This window comes from Candidatus Pelagibacter sp. HIMB1746 (assembly GCF_052047555.1).
Taxonomy (GTDB): domain Bacteria; phylum Pseudomonadota; class Alphaproteobacteria; order Pelagibacterales; family Pelagibacteraceae; genus Pelagibacter.
Genome location: NZ_JBNAJZ010000001.1, coordinates 227358 through 245285 on the forward strand (window position 1 = coordinate 227358; position 17928 = coordinate 245285).

21 protein-coding genes are annotated in these 17928 nt (G+C 31.8%); 16 read left to right on the plus strand and 5 right to left on the minus strand.

Annotated features, from left to right (window positions below; all coding sequences use genetic code 11):
- Window position 1: 1 nt before the first annotated feature.
- Both ACTTBM_RS01230 and ACTTBM_RS01235 read left to right on the plus strand, forming a co-directional pair.
- Entirely contained in the window at window positions 2-613 is a 612-nt protein-coding gene (locus tag ACTTBM_RS01230; protein ID WP_440634383.1) for a DUF3726 domain-containing protein, read from the plus strand.
- Window positions 606-773 carry a hypothetical protein gene (locus ACTTBM_RS01235; RefSeq protein ID WP_262590424.1) on the plus strand — a complete coding sequence of 56 codons (168 nt, stop codon included), beginning with the start codon at window positions 606-608 and terminating at the stop codon, window positions 771-773. The genes ACTTBM_RS01230 and ACTTBM_RS01235 overlap by 8 nt, the downstream gene beginning before the upstream one ends.
- On the opposite strand, the gene ACTTBM_RS01240 is transcribed toward ACTTBM_RS01235, so the two are convergent.
- The 5 genes from ACTTBM_RS01240 to ACTTBM_RS01260 form a co-directional block, all read right to left on the minus strand.
- Entirely contained in the window at window positions 770-1315 is a 546-nt protein-coding gene (locus ACTTBM_RS01240) for a hypothetical protein (RefSeq protein WP_440634384.1), read from the minus strand. The genes ACTTBM_RS01235 and ACTTBM_RS01240 overlap by 4 nt on opposite strands.
- Window positions 1316-1465: 150 nt before the next feature.
- The gene (locus ACTTBM_RS01245; RefSeq protein WP_440634385.1) at window positions 1466-2824 is read right to left on the minus strand and encodes an aminomethyl transferase family protein; all 1359 of its coding nucleotides are present in this window, start codon (window positions 2822-2824) and stop codon (window positions 1466-1468) included.
- Entirely contained in the window at window positions 2817-3545 is a 729-nt protein-coding gene (locus tag ACTTBM_RS01250; protein WP_262590427.1) for a methylenetetrahydrofolate reductase, read from the minus strand. Before ACTTBM_RS01250 ends, ACTTBM_RS01245 begins: the two co-directional genes overlap by 8 nt.
- Window positions 3546-3602: 57 nt before the next feature.
- On the minus strand, window positions 3603-4490 hold the full coding sequence (locus ACTTBM_RS01255; RefSeq protein WP_440614127.1) for an ABC transporter permease: 888 nt from the start codon (window positions 4488-4490) through the stop codon (window positions 3603-3605).
- Between the two features lie 54 nt (window positions 4491-4544).
- A complete protein-coding gene (locus ACTTBM_RS01260; protein WP_440614128.1) occupies window positions 4545-5555 on the minus strand; it encodes a glycine betaine ABC transporter substrate-binding protein in 1011 nt (336 codons plus the stop codon).
- A 273-nt stretch (window positions 5556-5828) separates the two neighbouring features.
- Between ACTTBM_RS01260 and ACTTBM_RS01265 the strand changes: the two genes are divergently transcribed.
- The 14 genes from ACTTBM_RS01265 to ACTTBM_RS01330 are packed head-to-tail and all read left to right on the plus strand — an operon-like array spanning window position 5829 to window position 17898.
- Window positions 5829-7016 (plus strand): aromatic ring-hydroxylating oxygenase subunit alpha, encoded by a 1188-nt coding sequence (locus ACTTBM_RS01265; RefSeq protein WP_440634386.1) that lies wholly within the window; start codon window positions 5829-5831, stop codon window positions 7014-7016.
- Between the two features lie 11 nt (window positions 7017-7027).
- Window positions 7028-8068: a homocysteine S-methyltransferase family protein gene (locus tag ACTTBM_RS01270; protein ID WP_440634387.1), complete on the plus strand. Its 1041-nt coding sequence runs from the start codon at window positions 7028-7030 to the stop codon at window positions 8066-8068.
- Window positions 8068-10473 (plus strand): GcvT family protein, encoded by a 2406-nt coding sequence (locus ACTTBM_RS01275; RefSeq protein WP_440634388.1) that lies wholly within the window; start codon window positions 8068-8070, stop codon window positions 10471-10473. Before ACTTBM_RS01270 ends, ACTTBM_RS01275 begins: the two co-directional genes overlap by 1 nt.
- Window positions 10473-11108, plus strand: coding sequence for a class I SAM-dependent DNA methyltransferase (locus tag ACTTBM_RS01280; RefSeq protein ID WP_440634389.1), 636 nt, complete (start codon window positions 10473-10475; stop codon window positions 11106-11108). The genes ACTTBM_RS01275 and ACTTBM_RS01280 overlap by 1 nt, the downstream gene beginning before the upstream one ends.
- On the plus strand, window positions 11105-12340 hold the full coding sequence (locus tag ACTTBM_RS01285; RefSeq protein WP_440634390.1) for a M24 family metallopeptidase: 1236 nt from the start codon (window positions 11105-11107) through the stop codon (window positions 12338-12340). Before ACTTBM_RS01280 ends, ACTTBM_RS01285 begins: the two co-directional genes overlap by 4 nt.
- A complete protein-coding gene (locus ACTTBM_RS01290; RefSeq protein WP_440634391.1) occupies window positions 12340-12750 on the plus strand; it encodes an AAA family ATPase in 411 nt (136 codons plus the stop codon). Before ACTTBM_RS01285 ends, ACTTBM_RS01290 begins: the two co-directional genes overlap by 1 nt.
- On the plus strand, window positions 12747-13121 hold the full coding sequence (locus ACTTBM_RS01295) for a cytidyltransferase (protein WP_075506148.1): 375 nt from the start codon (window positions 12747-12749) through the stop codon (window positions 13119-13121). Before ACTTBM_RS01290 ends, ACTTBM_RS01295 begins: the two co-directional genes overlap by 4 nt.
- A 6-nt stretch (window positions 13122-13127) precedes the next feature.
- Window positions 13128-13979: a HalD/BesD family halogenase gene (locus tag ACTTBM_RS01300; RefSeq protein ID WP_440634392.1), complete on the plus strand. Its 852-nt coding sequence runs from the start codon at window positions 13128-13130 to the stop codon at window positions 13977-13979.
- Window positions 13980-14759, plus strand: a complete 780-nt coding sequence (locus tag ACTTBM_RS01305) for an enoyl-CoA hydratase (RefSeq protein WP_440634393.1) — start codon at window positions 13980-13982, stop codon at window positions 14757-14759. It abuts the gene before it with no gap.
- 2 nt (window positions 14760-14761) lie between these two features.
- Complete coding sequence (locus ACTTBM_RS01310) at window positions 14762-14962, plus strand: hypothetical protein (protein WP_440634394.1); 201 nt, start codon at window positions 14762-14764, stop codon at window positions 14960-14962.
- Between the two features lie 4 nt (window positions 14963-14966).
- Window positions 14967-15401, plus strand: coding sequence for a CoA-binding protein (locus tag ACTTBM_RS01315; RefSeq protein WP_440634395.1), 435 nt, complete (start codon window positions 14967-14969; stop codon window positions 15399-15401).
- A 4-nt stretch (window positions 15402-15405) separates the two neighbouring features.
- Window positions 15406-15825, plus strand: coding sequence for a YeeE/YedE family protein (locus tag ACTTBM_RS01320; RefSeq protein WP_440634396.1), 420 nt, complete (start codon window positions 15406-15408; stop codon window positions 15823-15825).
- Entirely contained in the window at window positions 15822-16241 is a 420-nt protein-coding gene (locus tag ACTTBM_RS01325; protein WP_440634397.1) for a DUF6691 family protein, read from the plus strand. Before ACTTBM_RS01320 ends, ACTTBM_RS01325 begins: the two co-directional genes overlap by 4 nt.
- Window positions 16242-16287: 46 nt before the next feature.
- On the plus strand, window positions 16288-17898 hold the full coding sequence (locus tag ACTTBM_RS01330) for a hypothetical protein (RefSeq protein ID WP_440634398.1): 1611 nt from the start codon (window positions 16288-16290) through the stop codon (window positions 17896-17898).
- Window positions 17899-17928: the final 30 nt, after the last annotated feature.

Genomic DNA, 17928 nt, shown 5'->3' on the forward strand with positions numbered 1-17928 from the left:
CATGAAATCATTAAGTGAAATCGAAACCACTGTTAAAAGAGCAACTAGAGCTAGCGGATATTCATGGGGAGTTGCTGAAGAAACAGCTAAGTGCGTAAGACTATTAGAGTCCTTTGGTCTTCCAGGTATTAAGCATATAAATAAATATTTTTCTCAAAGAAAAAAAAATAGTTTTCAAAATTTAAATTTAATATTAGAAAAAAATCAACCTCCAGCAAAATCTTATTGTCCAATTATTCTTGGAGTTAGTTTTTTAGATCAATCAAAATCTCTAGAATTTTTAAAAAAAATTGAATTAAATAATGTTGCTTACCCTTCAATATTTTTAGCTTTTGTAAGTAGAGCATCAGAAATTATTGGTAAAAAAATTCATATAAATCTTGATAAAAAAGAACTTATTTTAAATCTAAATTTAAATATCTATTCTAATATTCCTAATAACGAATTTCCGTCTATTGCAAATCATTTAGAGATCAGTTTTCTAGAAAATATTGATAACTTTTCGGAGGAAGAGTGGAAGAATTTGTATAAATTATCTGAAGATACTTTTGTTGAAGAATCTGAGAGTTTAAAACAAGGTGGGGCAGGTGCAGGCCTAACAGATAATGACTGATAATTTTGATGAAATTAAGGATCAAGATAACAGTGAAGATTTAAATAATATTTGTGATGAGTGTAAAGAAGAGGATGAGAGTGTATCTCAAAATTTAATCTTAACTGGTTTTAAAATTTGTAAATCTTGTAGAGTTTCAAAGACTATTTTTCCAATCTAGCTAATCTGATTGGTTGGAAGCATATTCATTCTACTCATCACGAACGTGATTGATAGAAAAGCTATTATCAAAAAAGATAATAAGACTATACCAAAAGATTTAACATTAGATTTTAAATTTAAAATTTCTTTTGTTGAAATGATTAAACCTGCAAAAATCCAAAATTGAGTAAGAAAAATTATAGGTATCATTAAATCTGGAGTTACTGCAAAAAATCTTAGTAAACCAGGAGCATGAGCAAAACCAACTGCGGTTAAAACTTTTTTAAATGATACTTTGGTTTGTTTATCTGGAAAAAGTTTAACACCTATTACAAAAATAAAGATCGCCCATATCAACCAAGTGACAATTGCTGTTAGACCCGACATTCCTATTGCTGTTTTAATGACAGTGTTAGCTGCTACTGCGCCAGCAACTCCATCTAAAATCATTATTAAGCCTGCAAAATATATGGAAGCTTCACCAAAATTTCTATTATCAGAATAAAGTGTTTTATCTAATTTTATTGATTTGAAAACTATATTTAAAAATTCACCAAACATTAATTTTTATCTCTTTTATTTTTTTGAGCTTTATATGAAACAATTAATGGAAATACTATTAAAGCAATCGCAATAATAATGCAAATTGCTATTATAAACCCTTTTGTCATTGAAATTTGGGGGAGTTTAAATAACTCCCCCTAAATAAATTTAGCCTTTTACAACTTCTCTTGTGTTTGCGTTGAAAGACTCTTTGAATGGAATATCCACTACTACAGCATCAACAGGTGTTCCTGGAGTTTCTGAATATTCTGCAGGTAGATGAACTTTATATTTAGTTCCTACTTTTCCTTTTGGAAAACCATTTGCATTTAATGTTCCATCAAAAGGAACATATCCCATTGCAATGTTTGTTTTCTTTTCAGGATGCCACCATGGTGATGTTAAAAATCCAACTGGATCTCCACCACTTTCAGGAGAAACTAACCAAAAGTCAGGCGCATAATTATCAATAGGTTTACCACCTAATTCCATACCAACTAGTTGGAGTTTGTATGGTTTTTTACCTGCTTTTAATTCCTCTTTCATCTTTTCTAGTGCAGCCTTACCAACATAATCAGCGGTTTTGTTCCATTCTCCTTTTCCAGACAAAGAAACTTGATAACCCAAATTACATTGGAACGGATTGTGTTGTTGATCCATGTCTTGTCCCCATGAAAGAATTCCTGCTTGAATTCTTCTGTGGTGAGCAGGAGCAATGACCATCAAGCTGTGTTTTTTCCCAGCTTCAAGTACAGCATTCCACATATCTTCAGCATATAAAGTAGAGTTTCTTAGATAAATTTCATAACCAGCTTCTCCCGAGAAACCAGATTGTGAAATCACAACATCTCTACCACCAACTTTTGCTTCAGCTAATCCGTAGAAAGGCATATTATCGAAATCTACTTGATCTCCGCATAAATCTTTCATTAATGCTTTTGATTTAGGACCTTGAATTTGAACTGGGCTCACATCAATTTCTTCAATTTTACAATCAAATCTTCCATCTGCATTTACACCTTGAAGATATAAACCAATATCAGAATCTGATAATGAAAACCAAAATTCATCTTCAGAAATTCTTAAAAGAATTGGATCATTTAAAACTCCACCATAAGCATTACATAGGATTACATACCTCGCTCTCATTGGCGAAATTTTAGTTGCATCTCTAGTGATCACATAATCAGTAAATTTTTCTGCATCTGGACCCTTAACTCTTATTTGTCTTTCAACAGCAACGTTCCACATTGTTACATGGTTTACGATAGCATCGTATTCAACCATAGCTCCACCATCTTCAGGTTTTACATAACCTCTTGGGTGATAAATACGATTGTATACAGTTGCTCTCCAACAACCTGCCTGCATTGATAAATGCCAATAAGGTGATTTTCTTACCCTTGTTGAAATTAACATTTCAACTTTTGTTGGCCCACTTTGTCTTAAGTTGTATGGTACTTCTCTGTCTGACTGATCAACAGAAGTAACATGTTTTAATTTAGTATAGTCAAATTCATTAGACATAACTATTCTCCCTCAACCACTTGTTAGTTTCCTTCAAGCCGCCGAATGTATAAATGTGGAAGTTATCAGTGTGCGATTTAACTTTCCCAATTAAATCATTAGGGTCTTTAGGTTTCAATAAATCTAACGCCTTACTAAAATTAGATTTAAGAAAGTTTAAGGAATTTTTTGCCCCAACAATATTAGCAAATTTAATTAAGCTAGATATTTTTAAGGGCCCAGTGATTCCAACATGCACTGGTACGCTTTGTTTAGAAATAAAATCAATAATAGGCTGAGGATCCAATAACCATTGAGTTACTATATAATCAGCGTAAGGCTTTTTATCTATCATTGCTTTTTCTAAATCTGTGTCGGATATATCAGGACTCCCTTCAGGATGTCCAGCTATTCCTATTTTCATTTTTTCAAAATAACCTGTTTCTAAAAGTTGAAATGAACTATCAAATTTTCCAAGAGGCTCTCTTCCTCCTCCAATAATTAAAGCTTGTTTGACGCCTGCATCTTTACATCGTGTAACATAATCCTTAAGCTCATTTTCATCTCCCATAGATCTTGCTGGAAAATGTGGAACTGGATTAAATCCTTTTTTTACGAGCTCAGCTGCTTTATCTGCAGTTTCTTTATAATCTCCTCCTGGAAGCATAGTGATATAGACATCACTTAATGGAGGTACAGTTTCAAGATCTGTTTTAGGACCTATCTCCAAAGAAAAATTCATAATTCAGATCTTTATTGATTTTGAAATATGAGTCTAGAAAATTCGTTTGAGCCAAAGTTACTTCTTCAGCTGACCTCTGTGCTTTTGAATTCTTTGTCCGTACTGCTGAGTGACCCTGTCGAAGATAATTGCTAAGGCTACAATTGCTAAACCATTCATCATTCCTAGTGCTAAATATTGGTTAGAAATTGCTTGTAAAATAGGCACTCCAAGACCTTTTACACCTATCATAGATGCAATCACAACCATTGCTAAAGCCATCATAATTGTTTGGTTAATCCCAGCAAAAATTGTTGGAAGTGACAATGGAATTTGAACAGATTTAAGTTTCTGCATTGGAGTTGCTCCAAATGCCTCACTTGCTTCAAGAGTTTCTTTATCTACTTCTCTAATCCCCAGATTGGTTAGCCTTACTATTGGAGGTAAGGCATAAATACAAACAGCTAAAAGCCCTGGAACTTTTCCTATACCGAGTAGCATGATTATAGGAATTAAATAAACAAAACTTGGAATAGTTTGCATCATATCTAATATGGGTAAAATTGCTTTTTCTGCTCTTGAAGATTTAGACATTAAAATTCCAATTGGAATCCCAACTACAATACAAACTAAAGTCGAAACTGATATAATGGCAACTGTAGCCATACAGTTTTTCCACATACCAAAATAACCAATTATCAAAAAGCAAACAATCGTTCCAATAGTTAATTTTATACTTCTTGAACCTATCCATGCTAATATTGCAAAAACTGCAATAACGATTGGCCAAGGACTATTTACTAAAAGTTTTTCTAGCCAAATTAAAAAATATAATAGGGGATCAAAAAAACCTTCTATCCCATCACCATACGCTCGTGAAAATTCTTTAAAGCTAAAATCAATACCTTTTTTTAACTCTCTTAAGGCTGTCCTATCCATTACTGGAATTTTAGTAAAGAAATCCATAAATTTTTTTTTAAAATCGAACCCGCCTTTCAACGGGTTCGATAATTTTATTTATTAAAGTGCTTTTTTAATTTTTGCAGCAGCGTCACTTGAAACCCACTTAGACCAAACACCCTCTTGTGTTTTTAGGAATTCAATTGCAGCGTCAGCACCTTCTGCTTGGTTTTCACCCATCCAAACCAACATACCGTTCATCACCGGACCAGGATAAGTTCTTTTTTTGAAATAATCCATACCAGAACTTCCAGCTGTGTTTTTGAAGTTATCTGTTACGATAGTGAAAACTTCTGATTTAACCCATGAAGTTTTTTTAGGGTCAGCACATTCTTGTTCTGGTAAAACTATACAGTTATCCCAGTTATCTTTACCACCCCATTCACCCATGTCTACAGCTCTCATATCATATTTTCCGATTAAAGCTGTTGGTGACCAATAGTAACCAAACCAATTTTCTCCTCTTTCAGCAGCTTTAGCAATTGAACCATCAAGTCCTGCAGCAGAACCAGTTTCAACAATTGCCCAACCTTTTTCTTCCATGCCCCAAGCTCTAAAATGGTTTCTGTTACTTAATTCACAGTTCCATCCTGGAGGGCAAATGTGGAAGCCACCTTTTGAAGGATCCTCAGGGTGAGGGAATAGATCAGGTCTTTCTAAAATTGCAGCGGCAGTTGTTAGCTCAGGATGCTTTTCTAAAGTAGCAGGTAATACCCACCAACCTTCACCTAAACCAGTGATTGGAGCTTTATTGATTGAATGCATTTTGCCTTCATCAACAGCTTTGTTCAAAGCAACTATTGCAGCGTTAGCCCAAAATTCTGGAGCAACATCTGGCTCACCTTTTTCTTGCATAGATGTAAATGTAGGCATTGTTGCACCTGGCACCAATTCCACAGAACATCCATAACCTTCTTCTAATATAATTTTATCAACTTCAGCCATAAAGTTTGCTGAGGCCCAGTTCATATTAGCGATAGTTATATTCCCACAAGCAGCATTAGCTACACTTCCAAAAGAAGTAAGACCAAAAACAACGGCTAGGGAAAGAAGTATTCTTTTAATTTTCATTATATCTCCCAATATTTGATTCATTTAAAAATCAAGTTGAACATATTGAGAGAAATATTGCAAATTAAATTCAATTATGAGTTGAAGTCAAATTGTCTTTAACTATGCAATAAATTTAGTTATGGTTTTAACATGAAATTTTCTGCAAATTTTTTTTTCAAAGAGTTTGTTTATATTTTAAATTGTAAAACAGTTTTTCAGCAAATCATTATTAGAGAGTCGTAATTTTTAAACCCTAAATTAATTTTTTAATTAATTAATTAAAGGAGGTTTATGAATTTAAATAAAAAATTATCAGACATCTTAGATCCTAAAAAAATAGAAGTTGTTAAAAATCCTATAGAGAAAGCTCACGGATTACCTAATGAGTGCTATTTGAATGACGATTATTTAGAATTTGAAAAAGAAAAAGTTTTTAAAAATAATTGGACGATGGTTGGTGTTGCAAGCTCTGTTCCAAATCCTGGTGACGCAAAGCCTTTTAATCTTTTAGATATTCCAATATTGATAGTCAGAAACAAAGAGAATGAAATAAAAGTTTTTCACAATGTTTGTAGTCACAGAGGTTTCAAATTAGTTGACCAAGAATGTAAATTAAAAAATGTAATAAGATGTCCTTATCATTCCTGGTCATATGATTTTAATGGCAAATTAACTGTTACTCCTCATATAGGTGGGTTAGGAAAACATGATGTAGCAGGATTTGATAAAAATAATAGCAACCTGAAAGAAATAAAATCAAAAGTTTGGATGGATTTAATCTTCATAAATATTAATTCTAATGCAAAACCATTTGAAGAATTTATTAAACCCTTAGAAGATAGATGGTCTAAGTTTATTTCTAAAAAAGACCAACAGTCAATAAGACATGCTTCTGACAATGGTTACTTTAATATGATCGTAAATAGTAATTGGAAATTTGCTATTGAGAATTATTGCGAAAGCTATCATTTGCCCTGGATACATCCGGAGCTGAATAGAGTTTCAAATATTTCAGATCATTACCACATAGAGGATGAAAATTTTAATTTTTCAGGACAAGGAAGTAATAAATATTCACAACAGTTCGATGGGAATATAAAATTTAAATGTTTTCCAAATTGGCCAAGTGATGTATCTGAAAAATCTGAATATGTATCATTATATCCAAATGTAATGCTAGGAATTCATATTGACCATTTTTATGCGTTTTGGTTAGAACCAATTTCAAATAATCAGACAAAAGAGCATTTTGAATTATATTATATTGGAGACGAAAGCGCTTCGAGCGACGAGTTCAAAGGGATAAGAGAAAAAAATTTTGCATTTTGGCGAGAAGTTATGAACGAAGACGTTACTGCAATAGAAGGAATGCAAAAAGGGCGAAGTTCACCAGCTTACAATGGTGGAAATTTTTCGCCTGTAATGGATACGCCTACTTTGATGTTTCACAAATGGGTTGCAACAAATTTAACAAAATGAAAGGATAAATTATGAAAAAAGATTTAATTACTAGGTTAAATGAGGGTCCTATCATGTGTGCAGAAGGATACCTTTTTGCAATGGAAAGAAGAGGTTATCTTTCAGCAGGTCCATTTGTTCCTGAGGTTGTGTTGGAGCATCCTGAAGTAGTAACTCAATTACATAGAGAGTTTATCAGAGCTGGTTCAGATGTAGTTCAGGCATTTACTTATTATGGTCATAGAGAAAAACTAAGAATAATTGGTAAAGAACATTTGTTAGAACCAATGCAAAAAGGCGCTCTTAAAATTGCAAAAGACGCTGCAGCTGAATTTAAAGATTTAGATTTGATGGTTTGTGGAGATGTTGCAAACACAAACGTATTTGATCCTGGTGATGCAAATACTCACAAACAATGTCAACAAATGTATGAAGAACAAGTTGCTTGGGCAAAAGAAGCTGGAGTTGATTTTGTTATTGCTGAAACAATTAGTTGGACTGATGAAATGAAAATTGCTTTGAAAGCAATTAAGGACGCTGGGTTAATTGCAGTTTGTAATTTTGCAATTCCAAGAGGTGATAAAACTAGAGAAGGACACAGTGCTGAAGATGCATGTAAGATGATGGAAGATCTAGGTGCTGATGTAGTTGGATTAAATTGTTACAGAGGACCAGAGATGACAATGAAACTTTTAAAAAAAGTTAGAGACAAAGTTTCTTGTCATGTGTCAGGTCTTCCAGTTCCTTACAGAACTACTGAGGAAGAACCTGGTTTTTTAAATATTACTGATCATGGTTGCGATTGTATTCCTGGTGGAAATGCATTTCCTGTAGCTTTAGATAATTTATTTTGTAACAGATTTGAAATGGCAGAATTTGCAAAAGATTGTGTTCAGAATAAAATAAATTTTATTGGTATATGTTGTGGTGCTGAAGCTCATCATGTCAGAGAAATGTCTGTTGCAATTGGTAAAAAACCAATTTCAATGAAATACATGCCAGACATGAGTAAACATTTTCATCATGGTACTGATAAATCTTTAAAAAAAGTGAATAAGGAAATTAAATATTAATGGAAAAGAATGCCAAAGTTGTAATCATAGGTGGCGGTGTAGTAGGATGTTCTATTCTTTATCATTTATCAAAATTTGGATTAAAAGATTGTATTTTACTTGAAAGAAATGAATTAACATCAGGTTCTTCGTGGCATGCTGCTGGAAATGTTCATGTTATTTCTTCTGATCCAAATATCTCTCGGATGATGGCTTACACAATTGGTTTATATAAAGAGATTGAAAAAGAGTCTGGTCATTCAACAGGATTTAAACCTAGTGGAGGTTTTTACTTAGCATCAAACGAAGTATGGGCTGATTATTTAAAGAGAGAAAGATCAAAAGCAAGATACATGGGGCTTGATCAAGAGTTTATTTCTTTAGAAGAAGTAAAAAAGAAACACCCGTTAATTGATCCTTCTAGATATTTGCTAGCATTATGGGATCCTATTGATGGTGAAGTTGATCCATCAGGTGTTACTTATGCTTTTGCAAAAGCTGCAAAAGTTCATGGTGGAAAATATTACACTCATACAGTTGTTAAAGACACGAAACAAAAAGAAGATGGAACCTGGGATGTCTTTACTGAAAAAGGAAACATTAATGCTGAAATAGTAATTAATGCGGGTGGTTTGTGGGCAAGAGAAGTTGGCCAATTAGCAGGATTAAATCTTCCAGTTCAACCAATGGAGCATCATTATTTGATTACAGAACCTATTCCAGAAATTGAAGCAATGGGTGACCAAAGATTGCCTATCGGAACAGATTTTGAAGGAAATATTTATTTTAGACAAGAAGGAAAAGGTATGTTGCTTGGAACTTACGAGCCAAAATCAACTCCTTGGAAAGTAGAAGGAACTCCAATGAATTTTGGTCATGAATTATTGGAGCCAAAATTAGATAATATTGAAGATCGATTAGCAATTGGTTTTGAGAGAATGCCTGCCTTAGAGCGTGCAGGAATAAAAAACATTGTGAATGGACCTTTTACTTTTGGTCCTGACGGAAGTCCTTTGATTGGTCCAGTGCCTGGAATGAAAAATTATTGGGTTGCAGTTGGTGTTATGGCTGGGTTTTGCCAAGGGGGTGGGGTTGGAAAATGTATTGCTGAATGGATTATTGATGGTGAACCTTCAATTGATGTTTGGGCAATGGATGTTGCAAGATTTGGAGATTATGCATCCCCTCAATATGGAACAATAAAATCCTCAGAAAATTATGAACGAAGATTTATTATGACATTTCCTAATGAAACTTTACCAAAAGGAAGAAAACAAAAAACAACAGCACTTTATGATCGATTTGTTAATCAAGGAGCTGTGATGGGAGATAGTTTTGGATTAGAAAATGTTTTGTGGTTTGCAAATAATAAAGAAGATGCTCATGAAGAACCAACGATAAAAAGATCAAGATCGCATGATTATGTTTCAAAAGAAGTTATTAATGTAAGAGAGAATGTTGGCTTGATTGAAGTTGCAAATTTTTCAAAACATGAGTTCAAAGGACCGGATGCAAGAAAATTTTTAGATCACATAATGGCAGGAAGACTTCCTAAACCTGGAAGAATATCTTTATCACCAATGTTATCTTATAGAGGAAAATTGTGTGGAGATTTAACTGTTGCTTGTTTGGATGAAAATGAATTCATGGTATTTGGATCTGGTGCTGCTCAAGAAATGCACAGACGTTGGTTTGAAAGTCACTTAGATAAATTTAATTTAAATTATAAAAATAGATCTGATGAGTTTCATGGATTATCAATTGCAGGACCTAATTCAAGAAAGGTTTTAGAAAAAATAGTAAGAGATGATGTTTCAAATGAAAAATTTAAGTTTAGAGATTCAAGAAGAATGTTTGTTGGTGGAGTTCCTGCATTAGTAAATAGAATTTCATTTACTGGAGAACTTGGTTACGAAATATATGTAGCACCTCATTATCAATTAAAATTATACGAAGAACTAGTTGAAGCTGGAAAAGAATTTAATATTAAACCCTTTGGTGGAAGAGCATTAATGTCGATGAGGCTTGAGAAAAATTGGGGAGCTTGGACATTAGATTATAGACCAGATTTTACCGCTAAAGAAACAGGATTAGATGTTTTTATCAATTGGGATAAAGAATTTATAGGTAAAGAAAGCGCACAAAAGAAAAACTCTTCAAACAAACTTATACCTTTAATTGTTGAAACTAATGATATTGATGTAACAAATAATGAAGCTGTTATGAACGGAGATCAAAGTATAGGTTACGTTACTTCAGGTGGTTTTGCACATTTTGTAAATAAGAGTGTCGCTTTTACTTTTGTTGATCAGGATAAAATTAAATCTGAAAATAAAGTTCAAGTAGAGATAAATGGAGATTTATTTAATTGCTCAATTATTAAAGAACCACTTTATGATCCAAGTGGTCAAAAAATGAGAAGTTAATGTCTGATCAAGATAAAGACGTATCTAAAAATTTAAACATTTATAAATTAGACAAAACAGAAGACGTGATGAGTTATTACGCAGATTGGGCTGAAAATAACAGATATAATAAAGACATGATTGATTGGAACTATACAGGTCCAAAAGAAACAGCTGCAGCATTTAAAAAACATCAGCAAAATAAAGATGCATTAATACTCGATGCGGGTTGTGGTACTGGGTTAGTTGCTCAAGAATTAGAGAAATTTGGATTTAATAATTTTCATGGAATAGATTTGTCTCAAGATCTTTTAAATTCAGTTCCAAAAAATCTTTACAAAAAATTAAGTAAATTAGATTTAAACAAAGAGATTCCTGAAGCAGATAATACTTATGACAGTGTATTATGTGTTGGAACCTTCACATTTGGTCATGTCAAAAATAATGCTTTAGATGAGTTTTTAAGAATTACAAAATCAGGTGGCTATATAGGTTTCACTATAAATGAGGGTATTTTTAAGAAATATAGTTTTGATACTAAAATAGATCAATTTAAACAGAACAAATTGTGGGAAGAAAAAGATTTCTTTAAATCAGATTACATTGCTAGTAAAAATGTAAACGCATGGTTAGGAATTTATAAAGTTACAAAATGAGATTTAGTAGAAAAATAGCTCCAGAATTTAAACCAAAACAGAATTTTATTACCAAAAAAAGATTAAGAGAAGATGAAATAGATTTTGATAAACTTAGATCATATCGTTTAGATAGAGTTAGAAAAGAATTAGAAAAAAATAATTTAGAAGCTTGCTTTTTATTTGATCCAGTAAATGTTCGATATGCATTAGACACAGTAAATATGAGTGTTTATAATATGCATAATTTAACTCGATACTGTTTTGTTCCTGTTAATGGTCCTGTAATTCTTTACGAATATTTTAATTGTGAAAAGTTATCTGAACATCTTAATCTTATAGATGAATTGAGACCTGCAATAACTTGGGATTATTTTAGTAACGGTGATCAATCTGAAGAGCAATTAAAAAAATGGATTAATGAAGTTAAAGATTTGTCTAAATCATATTTTAAATCAAAAAAAATTGCCATTGATGTTTTAAATGGTCCTGCAGTTTCAGCGTTAAATAAAGAACAAATTCAAGTGGTTGATGCTAAATTAATTTTAGAACAAGCAAGGGTAATTAAATCATCTGAAGAAATTAAATGTATGAGATCAGCAATAGATGTTGCTGAAATGGGCATTGTTAAAATGAGAGAACAATTAAAACCAGGAATGACAGAAAATGAATTATGGTCAATTCTTCATCAAACAAATATAGAAAATTATGGTGAATGGATTGAGTGTAGATTATTAGCATCAGGAGAAAGAACAAATCCCTGGATGCAAGAATGTGGAAACAAAGTTATTCAAGATGGTGAACTAGTTGCTTTTGACACAGACATGGTAGGACCTTATGGATACTGTGCAGATATTTCTAGAGCATTTGTAGTTGGTAATAAATTTAATGAGGAACAAAAAAAATTATATTCAATGGCTGTTGAACAAATAGATTACAATTCAAGACTAATTAAAGATGGTTTATCTTTTAAAGAATTCACAGATAAATCATGGGTTTTACCTGAAGATTACTACCCAAATAGATACTCTGTAATGGTACATGGAATAGGTCTTTGTGATGAGTGGCCTGCAATTAGATATCCAACAGATGGTGGTGAACGTAGTGGAACGTTTCAAAAAAATATGACAATAACAGTTGAGAGCTATATAGGTAAAGTAGGTGGCAAAGAAGGTGTTAAGCTTGAGCAACAATACCTAATTGGTGAAAATGGACTTGAATTAATGTCCCATCATCCGTTAGAAGATATTTAATGAAAATTATTTTAGTAATGGGATTACCTGGTGCAGGTAAAACAACTTTAGCAAATGAAATGGCACCTCATTTAAATGCTAAAAGATTAAATGCTGATGAAGTTAGAAAAGCAGCTGATGATTGGGATTTTTCAGAGGAAGGTAGAGTAAGGCAAGCTAAAAGAATGGCTGAATTTGCTCTAAAATTAAAAGCTGAGGGTCATTATGTAATTGCAGACTTTGTTGCTCCTACACCAGAGGCAAGAAGCTTGTTTCCAGCAGATTTTAGAATTTGGGTAGATACAATAAAAAAAGGTAGATTTGAAGATACTAACCAAATGTTTGTTAATCCAAAAAACTTTGACTACCATGTAACAACTCAGGATGCTAAGAAATGGGCACCGTTAATAATTGAGGAGATTAAAAAATGACATACCAATGGGATAATAAAAAACCTACAGCGCAAATGTTAGGAAGATGGCAACCCTTTCATGACGGGCATTATAAACTGTTTAAAGAAATAATTAAAAAAACAGGACAAGTTTGTATTCAAATAAGAGATGTACAAGGAGTGGATGATAATCCATTTGATTTTGAAACTGTAAAAAAAAATATTGAAGAAAGATTAAATCCTGAATTTGAAGGTCAATTTAAAATTATGTTGGTTCCTAATATTACAAATATTTGTTACGGAAGAGGCGTAGGTTACAAAATTGAGGAAATAGTTTTAGATGAAGAAACTCAAAAAATTTCAGCTACTAAAATTAGAGCTCAAATGAGAGAAGAGGGTAAATTAAAATAACCTTTAATGAACGATAGATTAAACACTATTGTCGATTTAAAAAAATATCCTATTCATGATTTAAATTCTCCAATCATTAAAAATTTAGTAAAAAAATGTAAGGAAGAATTAGACCAATATAGTTGTTCAACTATTCCAAATTTTATTTTACCTAAATCTTTAGAGGTAATGAATTCAGAATTGGAAAAACAACTTGATGAAGTTTATATGTCAAAAGAAAGCATCAATGCATATCTTTATGCTAAAGATGATCCAAGTTTGCCTGAAAAACATCCAAAGAGAAATTTTATGGAAAGGTATAATGGATATTTAAATTCAGATTGTTTTTCAAAAAATTCAGAAATGAAATATCTTTATGAAACTGAAGAACTTTTAAAATTTGTTTCTGCATGTTTAGGTATTTCGCCTATTTATAGATGGGCAGACCCTTTGGCTTGTCATGCGTACAATGTTATGAAACCAGATGGAATTCTTCCTTGGCATTTTGATAGTTGTGAATTCACTTTAAGCCTGATGATTCAGAAACCTGAAAAAGGAGGTGTTTTTGAATATTGTCCAAATATTAGAGCACCAGGAAATGAAAATTTTGATGAGGTTAAAAAAGTTTTAGAAGGAGATCGATCAAGAGTAAGACAGCTTAAATTAGAACCAGGGGATCTTCAAATTTTTAAAGGAAGATTTACTTTGCACAGAGTAACAAAAGTAGAAGGTCAAAAATCTAGATATATGTGTATTCCTGCTTATGTCTTAGATCCTTATAGAGTAAATACCCCAGAACACTCAAAAGCAATTTATGGTAAAGTTTTACCAATTCATATAGAAAGAAATCAGGCTAGATCCGACGGATTAACTGATTAAATGACTACTAATATTAAAATTAAGAGAATTAATTCTGAGATTGCATCAATTATAATTGATGAACCAAAAACATATAATTCTCTTTCATTTAAAAATCTTTCCGATTTATTAAAATCATTAAAAAAATTAGATGCTGATAAAAAAACTAAAGTAATAATCATAGAGGGTGCAGGAAAAGGATTCAGTGCTGGTCATAATTTAAAAGAAGTTAGAAGTCTTAAAAAAAAAGATAAGTATCAAAAGTTATTTAATCTTTGCTCTAAAGTGATGCTGCAAATTATTGAAGGAAAAAAACCAGTTATTGCAAAAGTACATGGTGCAGCTTTTGCAGCAGGTTGTCAGTTAGTTGCAAGTTGTGATCTTGCATATAGTACGAAAGATTCTTTATTTGCGACACCAGGTGTAAATATTGGATTATTTTGCAGCACACCAATGGTATCTGTAAGTAGAAAAATTAATCGTAAACCTATGATGCACATGCTATTAACAGGAGAACCTATCAAAGCAAATTATGCAAAAGAAATTGGTTTAATAAATGATCATTTTTCTAAATCAAAGCTAAATGATGAAGTTTTGAAAATTGCAAAAAAAATTGCATCTAAATCAAAATTGACCATTAAAATTGGAAAACAAGCTTTTTATAAACAATTAGAAATGCCTCTAAGAAAAGCTTATGCGTACACTAGTAAAATGATGACTATTAATATGATGGCAATGGATGCCAAAGAAGGTATCTCGGCCTTTTTAGAAAAAAGACAACCAAATTGGAAACATAAATAATTATGAAGAATAAAAAAAATATACTCATTATTTTGTTTGTTATTTTTGGAATGTACTTTGTATTAAATTTTAAAGATCATAATTTTAAAAGAGCAGTAGATGCTTGTATTGCAGGAAGTCAAAAATTATCTGAGACTAAAATTACAGATTTAAATGAAGCAAAAAAATTCTGTGAAGATCAAATAAAAAAAGAAAACAAATAATTAAATGAGTGACATAAAGAGAATTTTAGAAGATTCAAAGTCTATAGCCATGATTGGTGTCAGCAATGATCCAAAAAAACCTTCAACTATTGTTATGAAATATATGCAAGAATATGGTTATAAAGTTTATCCAGTTAACCCCTCAGCTAAAGGTAAAAAGATTTTAGGTGAAGAAGTGTATGCTTCGATAACAGAGATTAAAGATTCTATAGACATTGTAGATGTTTTTAGACCCTCTAAAGAAGCATATGGCATAGCTGAAGATACAGTAAAAATTGGCGCTAAAGTATTATGGCTACAACTTGGTATAAGAGACGAAAATGCCAAGTCACTTGTAGAAAAAAATAATATAGAATATGTAGAAAACAAATGTACCAAAATGGAATATCAAAAATTTTTTTTAAAAGTAAGACAGGCTTTTCCTGTTTTGAGCAATTGATTTTATGAATATAGTAAATTTTACACCAATTCCTGCCTTTACTGGTGGATTGATCATTGGATTAGCGGTAGTGGTATTTTTTTTACTGAACGGTCGTTTAGTAGGAATAAGTGGTATCGCAAGTAATGCGTTAACAGAGAAAGAAAATAAATTTGATAATTTATTATTCTTGTTGGGTTTAATTATTGCACCATTTATTTACTCATTATTTTCTACTGGAGGAATTAACATTAGCATTTCTAATTCTTACGTCTTGATGATTGCAGCAGGTTTGTTAGTTGGAATTGGAACACGGATCAGTGGTGGTTGTACAAGTGGCCACGGTATAAGCGGCATTGGAAGATTTTCTTTAAGATCAATTGTAGCGACAATAACTTTTATGATTGTTGGAATTTTAACTGTATTTGTAAAAAATTTATTATGAACAAATTAGCTTCCCTTCTTTCAGGTATAATTTTTGGTATCGGTTTAGTTATATCTGAGATGGTCAATCCAGCAAAAGTATTAGGTTTTTTAGATTTGTTTGGAAATTGGGATCCATCTCTTGCATTTGTGATGATGGGCGCATTAGTAGTTTCATCTCCTTTGTTTCATATAATTAAGAAAAAAGACAAACCATTACTTGCAGAGAAATTTAATTATTCAAATAACAAAACAGTAAATAATCAATTAATATTAGGCTCAGCTTTATTTGGTGCTGGCTGGGGGTTAGGAGGATTATGTCCTGGTCCAGCTATAACTTCTGTTGCTTTATTGAATATTTACTCAATAAGTTTTGTTGTTTCTATGTTTGTAGGCTTTTACTTAGTTAAATCATTTAATTTAAGTTCCCCAAGATAAATTTATATTTTTCCTTAATAGTTTATAATTAATTAAAATAATTTTTATGAATAAAGTTTTAAAATTTTTAGACAGCACTTTTTTAGATTTAGGCCGACAATTTAAATGGACTTATTTGCCTCCTTTGATGGTTTATGTTGCAGCTGGTATTTCTGGATTAACTGGAATAGTTGGAACTTTTTTTGTTAAAGACTACTTAAATTTATCTGCAGCCTTTTTAGCGGGGCTTGGGTTTTGGGCTGGAATTCCATGGGCATTAAAAATGCCTTTAGGACACTTGGTTGATCTTATATGGGATAGAAAAAATTATATGGTTTACTTTGGCGCTTCTTTAATCGCTTTAAGTTTGCTGATTATGTATGGACTTATAATTCATACAGAGGACATGTCTGAAATTTTCACAGTTGAGACTTGGTTTGTGATTAGCGTAATTTTAGCACCTGTTGGTTATGTAATTCAAGATGTCGTTGCTGATGCCATGACTGTTGAAGCTGTACCATTAACTGATGAGAGTGGAAATGATTACAGCAAAGATCAAGTTAAAATTATGCATACAACAATGCAAACCCTTGGTCGTTTTGCAATTATTGGAGGCACTGTTTTAGTTGCGTTGGTGAATGTAATTTTATTTAGAGATGTAGACAGCTTAGAACAGGCTGCTAAAATTGCTCTATACGGTAAAATTTATTTGTATGCTTTAGTTATTCCAGTTGTTTCAATCTTAGGAGTATTTTTAGCAAAATATTTAAGGAATAAGAAAATTCAAAATTTAAAATCTAAAGGACTTGAATTTAAAGAGGAAAGAGGATCTGAAAAAACTAAAATTAACTGGTGGATCCTTGGCGGAAGCTTAATTTTTGTTATTTTTACTTTATCAATTGGATCCTTCAAAGTTCCCTTTGCACAAGAAATTGTTTTCATTGGTTCAGTTATTATAATTTTATTTTTGATGTTTAAACTCATCAAAGAGTTGCCAGAGAATTTAAGGTTAACAATTGTTGGTACTGCAGTAATTATATTTATATTCAGAGCAATGCCTGGTCCTGGTCCTGGTCTAACGTGGTTTGAAATTGATGAACTTGGTTTTAACGAACAATTTTTTTCAATTTTGTCTTTACTGGCATCAATTTTAACATTGGCTGGAATTGTTTTATTGAGACCATTTATGGCTAATAACTCAATTGCAAAAATTATTGTTGTATTAAGTATAGCTGGTGCAATTTTATTTTTACCAAGTGTTGGAATGTATTATGGATTTCATAATTGGACCGCTTCAATAACAGGTGGTGTAGTTGATGCTAAATTTATAGCGATACTAAATACAGCTTTAGAGTCTCCATTAGGTCAGGTATCAATGATACCTTTATTAGCTTGGATTGCTAAAAATGCTCCTTCACATCTTAAAGCAACTTTTTTTGCAGTATTTGCTTCATTTACAAATTTGGCTCTTTCAGCAAGTGCTTTAGGAACAAAATATTTAAATCAAATTTTTACAGTTACTAGAGAAGTAAAAGATAAAGTATCTGGTGAAATTCAAACTACTGCTGATTATTCAGAACTTGGGATATTATTAATTGTTGTAACTTTATTAACACTAATTTTACCTATTTTATTTGTCTATATAATTAACAATAGTAAGTACAAAACCTCAGAATAAACAATAATTTTATAGTTTTTTTGGTTTTTT